Annotated in this window: 10 protein-coding genes; 7 read left to right on the top strand and 3 right to left on the bottom strand. The window is 56.3% G+C overall.

Going from position 1 to position 9,868, the window contains the following annotated elements:
- Together FE784_RS17245 and FE784_RS17240 are read left to right on the top strand one after the other, a co-directional pair.
- Positions 1-2,055 (top strand): S-layer homology domain-containing protein (locus FE784_RS17245; protein WP_139603466.1); only part of this gene is annotated, 2,055 nt, incomplete at its 5' end.
- Between the two features lie 208 nt (positions 2,056-2,263).
- Positions 2,264-3,022, top strand: coding sequence for a 2-phosphosulfolactate phosphatase (locus FE784_RS17240; RefSeq protein WP_139603465.1), 759 nt, complete (start codon positions 2,264-2,266; stop codon positions 3,020-3,022).
- A gap of 82 nt (positions 3,023-3,104) precedes the next feature.
- Here the strand turns inward: FE784_RS17240 and FE784_RS17235 are convergent, their stop codons facing one another.
- A complete protein-coding gene (locus tag FE784_RS17235) occupies positions 3,105-3,818 on the bottom strand; it encodes a queuosine precursor transporter (protein ID WP_139603464.1) in 714 nt (237 codons plus the stop codon).
- Between the two features lie 233 nt (positions 3,819-4,051).
- Between FE784_RS17235 and FE784_RS17230 the strand changes: the two genes are divergently transcribed.
- The 5 genes from FE784_RS17230 to FE784_RS17210 are packed head-to-tail and all read left to right on the top strand — an operon-like array spanning position 4,052 to position 8,148.
- Positions 4,052-4,459 (top strand): GntR family transcriptional regulator, encoded by a 408-nt coding sequence (locus FE784_RS17230; protein WP_139603463.1) that lies wholly within the window; start codon positions 4,052-4,054, stop codon positions 4,457-4,459.
- Positions 4,456-5,169: an ABC transporter ATP-binding protein gene (locus FE784_RS17225; RefSeq protein WP_139603462.1), complete on the top strand. Its 714-nt coding sequence runs from the start codon at positions 4,456-4,458 to the stop codon at positions 5,167-5,169. Before FE784_RS17230 ends, FE784_RS17225 begins: the two co-directional genes overlap by 4 nt.
- The gene (locus tag FE784_RS17220) at positions 5,166-5,930 is read left to right on the top strand and encodes an ABC transporter permease (protein WP_139603461.1); all 765 of its coding nucleotides are present in this window, start codon (positions 5,166-5,168) and stop codon (positions 5,928-5,930) included. Before FE784_RS17225 ends, FE784_RS17220 begins: the two co-directional genes overlap by 4 nt.
- 54 nt (positions 5,931-5,984) lie before the next feature.
- Positions 5,985-6,956, top strand: coding sequence for an ABC transporter ATP-binding protein (locus FE784_RS17215; RefSeq protein ID WP_342779111.1), 972 nt, complete (start codon positions 5,985-5,987; stop codon positions 6,954-6,956).
- A 49-nt stretch (positions 6,957-7,005) separates the two neighbouring features.
- Positions 7,006-8,148 carry an ABC transporter permease gene (locus FE784_RS17210; protein WP_139603460.1) on the top strand — a complete coding sequence of 381 codons (1,143 nt, stop codon included), beginning with the start codon at positions 7,006-7,008 and terminating at the stop codon, positions 8,146-8,148.
- Between the two features lie 2 nt (positions 8,149-8,150).
- On the opposite strand, the gene FE784_RS17205 is transcribed toward FE784_RS17210, so the two are convergent.
- Positions 8,151-8,402, bottom strand: coding sequence for a hypothetical protein (locus tag FE784_RS17205; protein ID WP_139603459.1), 252 nt, complete (start codon positions 8,400-8,402; stop codon positions 8,151-8,153).
- Positions 8,403-8,549: 147 nt separating this feature from the next.
- Entirely contained in the window at positions 8,550-9,551 is a 1,002-nt protein-coding gene (locus FE784_RS17200) for an NAD(P)/FAD-dependent oxidoreductase (protein ID WP_139603458.1), read from the bottom strand.
- Positions 9,552-9,868 lie beyond the last annotated feature (317 nt).

The following is a 9,868-nucleotide window of genomic DNA, read 5'->3' as shown; positions in this document are numbered from 1 at the left end:
GCGACGAATGCGAAAGTAACGTGGACGAGCAGCAATACGTCGGTGGCCACGGTTACGTACGGAGTCGTTGCACCGCTCACAGCCGGAACGGCGACGATCACGGCGAGGACGGAAGACGGCGGGTATACCGCGACGTCTACGGTCACGGTAAGCGACACGGCGGTGCCGGTAACCGGCGTAACGGTAACGCCGGGGACACTGAGCCTGACGGCGGGTGGAGCGCCCGGGGCATTGACGGCGACGGTCGCGCCCGCGAACGCGACAAATCCGAAGGTAATATGGACGAGCAGCAATACGTCAGTGGCCACGGTCACATACGGAGTCGTCACGCCGCTTACGGCCGGAACGGCGACGATCACGGCGAGGACGGAAGATGGCAATTACACAGCGGCTTCGACAGTAATCATTGCTTCGTCCATGCAAGCGCCGGTCGCTCCGACGAATTTGAGGGCGACGGCAGGAGACGGTCAAGCTGCGCTTCGCTGGAATCCGGTGGCGGGCGCGACGGAGTACCGGATTTACCAGAGCCTGGTCTCGGGTAATTACGGCACGGCGGCAGCCACGGTAGGCGGTTCGGTATACGGCTATACCGCGACAGGTCTCGCGAACGGAACGAGTTACTATTATACGGTCAAGGCGGCAAACTCCGCCGGAGTGAGCGGAGCGTCCAACGAAGCCGCGGCGATTCCGATGGGGGCGCCCGATCGCGACAACGATGGAGTGACGCCGAATGTTCCCGGAACGTCTGGAGGCAGCGGAGCAGGCTCGCCGACAACCGTTCCGACCGAGCCCAGCGCGCCGAGCGCAGGCGTGGAAGTGCTCGTGAACGGCAAAACGGAAACTGCCGGAACGGCGACGACTACAAAAGTGAACGACCGGACGGTCACGACGATCACCGTCGACCCTCAGAAGCTGGAGCAGCGATTGGCGGCGGCGGGACCGCATACGATTATCACGATTCCGGTCAATACGAATTCCGATGTGATCGTCGGCGTACTGAACGGTCAACTGATCAAAAGCATGGAGCAGCAGCAAGCCGTGGTGGAAATCCGGAGCGGCAACGGCTCCTATACGCTGCCCGCGGGTCTTGTCAACATTGACGCCATCTCGGCGCAATTGGGCACGGCGGTGCGGCTGCAAGATATTGAAATTCGGATTCGGATATCGAGTCCTGCCGACGGCATGGTGAAGGTTGTGGAAAGCGCGGCTGCTCAGGGCGGGTTCTCGCTCGTCGCTCCGCCGCTCGAGTTTGCCGTCAGCGGAACGTACGGAAACGAGACGATCGAGGTGACGAGATTCGATGCATACGTCGAGAGAACGATCGCCATCCCCGACGACGTAGATCCGAACAAAATCACGACGGCGGTTGTGATCGACTCGGACGGCACCGTGCGCCATGTGCCGACGATCGTGGTACGGGTCGACGGCAAATATTATGCGCGAATCAACAGCTTGACGAACAGCACCTATTCGGTCGTATGGCATCCGCGCGAATATAACGATGTGGCCGACCATTGGTCGAAGGATGCCGTCAACGACATGGGATCACGGATGGTTATCCAAGGATCGGGGGAAGGTTTGTTCAATCCCGACCGGAACATAACCCGCGCCGAATTTGCAGCGATTATCGTTCGCGGTCTGGGACTGCGGTTGGATGGAGGAGCAGCCTCCTTCTCGGACGTAAAAGGATCGGATTGGTACTATAGCGCGATCCGTACAGCCTATGATTACAAGTTGATCAGCGGCTTTGAAGACGGACGTTTCCGACCGAATGATAACATTACCCGGGAACAAGCGATGACTATCGTCGCCAAAGCGATGGCCATCACCGGTCTGAAAGCCAAACTCGCGCCCAAAGCAGCCGAAGACTCGTTGAGTGCCTACACGGATGCGGCGACCATTTCGGAATGGGCGAAGAACGGTATTGCGGACAGCGTAGCGGCAGGCATCGTATCGGGAAGAGAGGGTGCCGAGCTGGCCCCCGAAGCGTTTATTACAAGAGCCGAAGTTGCAGCGATTATACAGAGGCTTCTGCAAAAGTCCGAACTGATTTAGAATTTCCCCGATAAGCGGGGCTATCCTCCGGCAGTCGAAAGATTGACCGGAACGATAGCCCCGCTTCGTCATTTATCCGAGAGAGTCCGAATGATATTCCGGATTCCGTCGCAGGTTGGGAGCGTCTCGATGAAAAGGCGGCGTAGTCGGTAGTATAATGTTGAATGCGGGCAGCATCATTGAAAATTCGAGGCGAGGAGGCAAGCTTATGTTCGATCAAGCCCCTTACGAATGCCGAGTGGAATGGGGAGAACGCGGTGCAAGGGAAGCCGCAAAGAGAGGGGATATCGTCATCGTGGTCGATGTGCTCAGCTTCTCCTCGACGGTGGTGACGGCGCTGCATCACGGCGCAGTCGTGTTTCCTCATGCAAAAGACGACACGCTCGGCGAGTTCGCCCGAAGGCATGGCGCGCACGTTATTCTGGGCCGTGCCGAAGCGGCGACAGCCGGGGTGCCGACTTTGTCTCCGGTCACATACGGACCGGAGCATGCGGGGCGCAGGTACGCGCTCTGCTCGTTGAACGGAGCCGTATGTGCCAGGATCGGGGGAGCCTCGTCCGCCCTTCTGGTCGGCAGTCTGCTCAATGCTTCCGCAGCAGCCGGGGAAGCCGCCCGACTGCGCGGAATAAGCGGAGCCGGCGTTACAGTCGTGGCGTGCGGCGAGAAGTGGAGCGATCCGCGGCAAGGGGAGAACGTGCTGCGTCCTTCCTTGGAGGATTACTTGGGCGCTGGCGCGATCTTGCAGGTGCTGGGAGGAAGCCGCTCGCCCGAAGCGGAAGTATGTGCGGGCGCATTCCGCCAATCAAAGTCCCGAATCGCCGAGCTGGTATGGGATTGCGGCAGCGGTCGGGAGCTGCGGGAGAAAGGATACGCCGAAGACGTAAGGCATTGCGCCCGATTGGATCGTTACGCGACGGTTCCGCGGCTGCATGAAGAAAGGTTCGTCGAGTCGGCGGAATTGGCGTAAATACGCGAACTTCATTACGGCAAAACAGAGAAGCCCCGAAGCGGATACATACAATCGCCTCGGGGCTTTTTGTAGCGAACATTTAACGGTCGGCCTGAAGCGGCGTCTCGTCCTCCTTGTGCTTGAAGCTTCGGGCGATATACATGACGGGCGTGGAGGCCGCCGTTATGACGAATTTGAACAAATACGTCGAGATCAAAATTTGCAGCCAGACGTCGAACGAATATAAGCCCGCGAAAGCGATCGTGCAGAATACGAGCGAGTCGACCAGTTGACTGAGCGCCGTGCTGCCGTTCGTGCGTATCCACAGCTGATTGTACGAAGCGAATTTCGTCTTCAAATAGCTGTACACCCGGACGTCCAGAAACTGGCTGATGAAATAAGCGCACAGACTGCCTGCGGCCAGCCGCGGCATCAGCCCGAATATCGTGCCCATCGCTTGCTGCGCCTCCCGCGCGAACGGGTCGTCCTGAGGCGTGAACGCGAGAGCCATCTGCATCATGATCGTAGAAGCCAGCAGGCTGAAGAAGCCGAACCAGACGGCTTGCTGCGCCGCCTTCTTGCCATATTTCTCGTTCAGCAGGTCGGTAGCCATATAGATGGACGTATAGATCGTATTGCCGAGCGTCATGACGATGCCTAGCAGCACGATCGTCTTGGTTACCTGAATATTGGCCAGCACAGTGGCGAAGCCGATCCACGCGTACAGACCCTTTCTTCCGAACAGCTTGTAGCATAGCAGAAAAAGGCCGAAGTTGACGATAACGAAAAATAGGCCCCAGACCAAATTGAACATGCCGATTCCTCCATAGTTTTGGTATCGCGGGATGGTTTCGAACCGCGGACGGGCGGATGCCCGATTGTGACATCATACCAGATTCGCCGGCCGGGCGCACTTGTTTTCGAACGCTTCGCCGGCCGGGAGACGTTCCCGGAACGTATAAAAAATCACTTGCATTAAGTGTATTAAGTGATATAATACACGTATAGCAGATAGAACAGTAAACATGCAAGAGGGGAGTAACGCCTATGACAGGACAGGAGGTTGGCCCGCTCCGATTCCAGATCGATTTCAGCCAACCGCTTTACGAGCAAATATTGGATCAAGTGCGGAGTGCGATCGCGAAAGGAGAAATCGGCTTGGGAGACAAAATGCCTTCGGTACGGGAGCTGGCGCAGGAGCTTCGGATGAATCCGAATACGGTGATGCGCGCCTATCAGGAATTGGAGCGGGACGGTTTGACGGAGAAACGCAGAGGTCAAGGCACTTATGTGACGTCATCCCCCGAACGGGTGAAGCAGTTCCGGACGGCGCTCGCCGCTCAGTATATAGAAGCGTTCATGGCGCAGATGGAAAGCTTGGGGCTTACGTGGGACGATATCGAGCAATATGTGAATCATAAATCGGCAGCGGATAAAGGAGGAGCGGACCAATGACGCAACCGGTCGTCGTTTGCGAGCAAGTCACGAAACGATACGGCAAGAAGCTGGCCCTCGACGGGCTCACGATTACGATACCCGCCGGGCGGATCGCAGGCATACTGGGACCGAACGGCTGCGGCAAATCGAGCTTGTTCCGGACGATTGCGGGGCTGGTCGCTCCGGATGACGGGAAAATCGAGGTGTTCGGCGGGAAGCCTGGCTGGCAGACAAACAAAAATATCGCCTACATGCCCGACCGGGCGCGCTGGTATCCGGGGCATACGGTGCAGCAGGCTTTCGAATGGGGACACGCGTTTTTGCCCGGCTTCGACAAGGAGGGCGCGATCCGGTTCGCGGAATGGATGGATATCGATCCCGAGATGAAGATCGGCGGCATGAGCCGCGGACAGGAAGCCCGAATCATGCTCATCCTGTGCATCGCCCGCGACGTGCCGCTCATCATTCTGGACGAACCGTTCGCCGGCATCGACGTCATTTCGCGGGAAGCGATCGTTTCCGGCATTATCGATCATTTGGAAAACCGCGGCCAATCGATGCTGATCAGCACCCACGACATCCAGGAGGTCGAAGGACTGTTCGACTATACGGTCATGATGGACCGCGGCCGGGCGATTTGGTCGGGCGATACGGAAGAACTGCGCGCCGAATACGGGTCGTTGCAAAACGTGTTTCGGACTTTGTACAAAAAGGAGTGGAGAGCGTGACATCGAACGAAACGTTCTGGGCGCTCGTGCGTCACGAATTCAAATTGAAGGGGAGCTGGCGGAAGCAGAATCGTTCCCCGATCGCCAAATGGTGGTGGATCGGCTACGTATCGCTGCTGCTTATCGGAGCGATCGCCTTGACCGCCTACTTTGCGATAAACAGCTCGTTGAACCTGGAGTATTTATGGTTTGCGACCCTCGGTCTGCCTTACATTCTGTTCTTCCTCGGCTTCGGCAGCCTGAAACGGGAATGGGAGAACGATACGTACGGCTGGTGGCTGACGCTGCCGTATCCGAGATTATGGTTGGTCGGCGCTAAATGGCTGGCTTGCCTGCTGCGGACGCTCCTTATTTTTATCGGCATACTGGCGCTCGGAACGCTGTACGCAACGATCATTGCCATATTGGCGCCATCATATTCGCTCGCGGACGTCGGTTCCTTCATCCGGTCGGGCGGGGGCTGGCTGCTCACCATGATCGGCTTCAGCCCGCTGCTGACGATTCTGGGCATTTTGACCGCCAGCGCTCCATATACGGCGCTTCGTCCGATTACGCCGATTCTGTGGGTGCTGTTCATGGGGGGAGGAGGCATGATTTATGCGGACATACCGGGAAATTTCGGCGAACCGTCGGTATACGATGCCGCTACGACGCCGACGATCTCGTGGAACATGCTCGCCGCCATGGTCGTCGGCTGGGTTGTCGCCTACGTGGTCATCCGTCTGATCGCCTACTTGCTGGAGAAGAAATTGCACATTTAGCGGAGTTGATCAGCAGACGGTTTTTCAGGCAAACGACTTGATTAGGAGGAGAAGATGGCCATGGAGCATGTATTGGCGAAGCCGCGCGTCGAAACGGGCGCGAACGATAACTTATTACTGGAGGTTTCCGGGCTGCGCAAAGGCTACGGGAAAAAGCAGGCGCTGAACGAAGTCACATTCTCGCTGCGGGCCGGCACGTCATTCGGCTTCCTCGGACCGAACGGCGCGGGGAAATCGACGACGATGAAAATTTTGACCGGCATCGTCAAGGCCGACGGCGGGCAAGTGAAGCTGTTCGGCCGGGATATTACGAACAATACGGGAGCCGTAGCCGAATATATCGGATACGTTCCTCAGGAAATTACGCTTTATGAGAAAATGAGCGCGTACGACAATCTCGAGTTTTTCGGCCAGGCCTACGGCGTCCGCGGCAATGAGCTGAAGCTGCGCATCCGCGAAGTGCTGGAGAAGACCGGTCTCGGCGACAGGGCGAAGGATGAAATCAAGACGTTCTCCGGAGGCATGAAGCGGAGAATCAATATCGCGGCCGCGCTGCTGCACCGGCCCAAGCTGCTTATACTGGACGAACCGACAGTGGGGATCGACCCGCAGTCGAGAAACCATATTTTTGAAATGATCCGGGAGCTGAACAACGAAGGCGTCACGATCATCTATTCCACCCACTACATGGAAGAAGTCGAAGTATTGTGCGACGAAATCGCGATTATGGATCAAGGCTCGATCAAGGCTTCCGGTCCTCTCGGAGAGCTGCTGGAGCGATACGGCCGCCAGGCGATATACATGGAAGCGGCAGGCATGAAGGAGCCTCCCCGCGATCCGGACGTAATCAAGACGACCAAGGAAGGCTCCGGTTGGATCATGGAGACGGCGAACGTCGGCGAGGTCATGCAGCGTCTGTTACTCGCGGCATCGCAGCAGCGTTATGACGTGAAGCAGCTGGAAGTCGTGAGACCGTCGCTGGAGCAAGTATTTTTGACCGTGACCGGCACCGCTTTGAGGGATTGACCCGCATGCACGGACAGCGTCTATTGAAATCAAGAGGAGGAAATAATCGATGAAGGCCATCATCAGTAAAGAATTAAAGCTGCTGCGCAAAGATAAGCAAAGCTTCTTCTTCCTGCTGCTTATGCCGGTCATTTTCATTGTCATGTTCGCCTCCATTTTCGGCGGAGCGGGCGATTCCGGCAATATATCGCTCCATGCGGTCGATCTGGACGGGACGGCGGCATCGGAAGCGCTGCTGAAACAGACGGGACAAATTATGGATGTGAAGCTCGCCGAGGCGGCCCAGCTGGACGATCAGCTCGATAAAATCAAGAAAGGCCAATATTCCGCCGTTCTGGTCATCCCGAGCGGATTTCAAGCGGATATGCAGCAAGGCAAGCCCGTAGACGTAAAACTGTATCAGGATCCGGCGGCACAAACGTCGGTTGCGCCGATCCAGGCGATAATGAACAGCATCCTGAGCCAATACCGGGAGCAGAAGCTGACCGACGCGCTCATCCAAATGGGCCAATCGAAGCAGCAAGCGGAGCAAACGCTCGCATCCCCGATCCGCGTGGAGAACGTGTCGACCTCCTCGGACAGTTTCAGCTATATCGATCAGGTCGTTCCGGGAATGACCGTCATGTTCGTCTTCTATATCATGATTACGATGGCGAAGCGGTTTTTCGACGAGAAGAAGAGCGGACTGCTGTCCAGAATCCGCAGCACGGCCATCAAGCCGCTGCATTATTTGATCGGGATGTGGATTCCGTTCGTGCTGTTCGTCATTGCCCAATGCACCCTCTTGTTCACGTTCGGTCATTTCGTATACGGCTTGAACTTGGGCGATTTGTCGGCGCTTGCGCTGATCGTGGTCGGCTTGAGCATAGCCGGTACGGGAATCGGGCTCGGTCTGTCGTTCCTGGTCCCCGGCGAAGGCGCGGCGATGGCCGTTACGCAAATTATCGCCATGGGCGGGGCTATGGTAGGCGGTCTATGGATGCCCTCGTATTTGATGCCCCAGTTCGTGCAAAATATCGGTCACTTTACTCCGCAGTTTTGGGCGCAGCATTCGCTGCTGGATGTCATTGCCCATGGAGCCGGTATCGGGGACGTAGCCGGAACCGTACTCATTTTGCTTGCCTTCGGATTAGCCGGCCTTGCCGTCGCTTTCTTCCGCTTGCCGGGGTTTCTGCGTTCGGCGGCCAATTAATCTTATGCCTGCCGTTCCGCAATCGGCATAACGGCCGAGTATCCGCACGACCCGCAGTACGTTTGATGGATGCATAGACGGAGGGCAAGATCCGGGTACCCGTTCGTCAGCTTGAGATCGTCGATGGAACGATAAGGGGAATAGGGGCCGGAGTAATCTTCGAGCCGTCCGACGTCCGACAAAGGCTTGCCGCATAGCGGGCACAGCGAGTCCAGAGCAAGCATTCCATTGCAGTACAGGCACATGTAGGACATGTGGCGCTCGACCTCCACCTGGTTGATACGGTTAGAGTGCCCCGTGCGGCAGGCGAGGATTCATTTCCCTGAGGCTCGGCTCGATTATGCCGTATATAAGGAAAGAAAAAGGTACTGCCGCCTGTGCGCGGAGTACCTTTTGGTCTGTTAAAACTTCATGTTGCTGCTGTGGCCCGGGGAAAGCTTCGCATCCGGATCGATGTATACTTTCGCGTTGTTGATCGCGGTAGGAGCTTCGCCGAATCCTACGGCAATGAGCTTCAGCTTGCCCGGGTACGTCGTAATGTCGCCGGCGGCGAAAATACCCGGAATCGAGGTTTCTTGACGGGAGTCGACGATGATGGAGCCGCTGTCGATCTCCAAGCCCCACTCGGCGATCGGACCGATCGAGGAAACGAAGCCGAAGTTGACGATAACGGCATCTACCGGGATATCCTCGGATACGCCGGATTTGATATCCTTTATCGTGACCGACTCGATAAGATCCCCGCCGTTCAGCTTCTCGATTTCTTTCGGCGTCACGACATTGACCTTCGACTTCATCAACAGCTCGACGCTATGCTCGTGCGCGCGGAATTTGTCCCGGCGATGAATGAGCGTTACCTGCTCGGCGATCGGCTCGAGCATGAGCGCCCAGTCGACCGCGGAGTCGCCGCCTCCGCTGATCAATACTTTTTGTCCGGCGAACTTGTTCAGGTCGCTGACGAAGTAGTGCAGGTTTTTCTTGTCGAACCTTGCCGCCTCGGGCAGGTCCAGCTTGCGGGGTTCGAACGCTCCCACGCCGGCCGTAATGATGATCGCTTTGGACTGGTGGATGCCCGCATCGGTTTCCACCTCGAACAGCCGCTCGTCCTTCTTCGTTACTTTCAGCACCTTTTCCTCCAGCCGGACATCGACGGGGAAATGGCTCATTTGTTCGTTCAACCGGTTGACAAGCTCCTGAGCAGTCACTTTGGGGAATCCCGCTACGTCATAAATATATTTTTCAGGATAAAGCGCTGCAAGCTGTCCGCCCAGTTGCGGCATGCTCTCGATAATTTTTACGGAAGCTTGGCGCATTCCTGCGTAAAACGCCGCAAACATCCCGGCAGGGCCCCCGCCGATGATGATGATATCCGTCACTTGTTGATTGTGTTCACTTCCTGACACGAAAACAGACACCTCCAGATCTTTTTTCACACCCTACTATTATAAACGTCTCGATATGCGAAGAAAAGCGGATTTGTCACAAATAACGACAAAATTTAGACAGTTTGTCGCTTGAAATTTTGAATGGGAAGATATATGATTGCTTTTGATAATAAAGCGTTCATAATAATGTCGAATAAACGATGCAGTTGCAGGATGCAGAATGGCTTTACGGAACTCATTTTTGCATGCAATGGGTGTCTCGCTAGTTCGCTTGTGTTTTTTTTCACAATGTCGAGGTCGTACAGAGAAGCTAAACAAACAAGGATATGGATGGG

Source organism: Paenibacillus hemerocallicola (genome assembly GCF_006265175.1).
Taxonomy (GTDB): Bacteria; Bacillota; Bacilli; order Paenibacillales; family NBRC-103111; genus Paenibacillus_AB; species Paenibacillus_AB hemerocallicola.
Note: the sequence above shows the minus strand (reverse complement) of the source record. Positions and strands in the feature narration are given on the sequence as shown.

Excerpts from the sequence above, each read along its gene's own strand:
- FE784_RS17230 (WP_139603463.1), top strand. The coding sequence starts at position 4,052 with ATGACAGGACAGGAGGTTGGCCCGCTCCGATTCCAGATCGATTTCAGC.
- FE784_RS17225 (WP_139603462.1), top strand. The coding sequence starts at position 4,456 with ATGACGCAACCGGTCGTCGTTTGCGAGCAAGTCACGAAACGATACGGC.
- FE784_RS17210 (WP_139603460.1), top strand. The coding sequence starts at position 7,006 with ATGAAGGCCATCATCAGTAAAGAATTAAAGCTGCTGCGCAAAGATAAG.
- FE784_RS17240 (WP_139603465.1), top strand. The coding sequence starts at position 2,264 with ATGTTCGATCAAGCCCCTTACGAATGCCGAGTGGAATGGGGAGAACGC.
- FE784_RS17235 (WP_139603464.1), bottom strand. The coding sequence starts at position 3,818 with ATGTTCAATTTGGTCTGGGGCCTATTTTTCGTTATCGTCAACTTCGGC.
- FE784_RS17215 (WP_342779111.1), top strand. The coding sequence starts at position 5,985 with ATGGCCATGGAGCATGTATTGGCGAAGCCGCGCGTCGAAACGGGCGCG.
- FE784_RS17205 (WP_139603459.1), bottom strand. The coding sequence starts at position 8,402 with ATGTCCTACATGTGCCTGTACTGCAATGGAATGCTTGCTCTGGACTCG.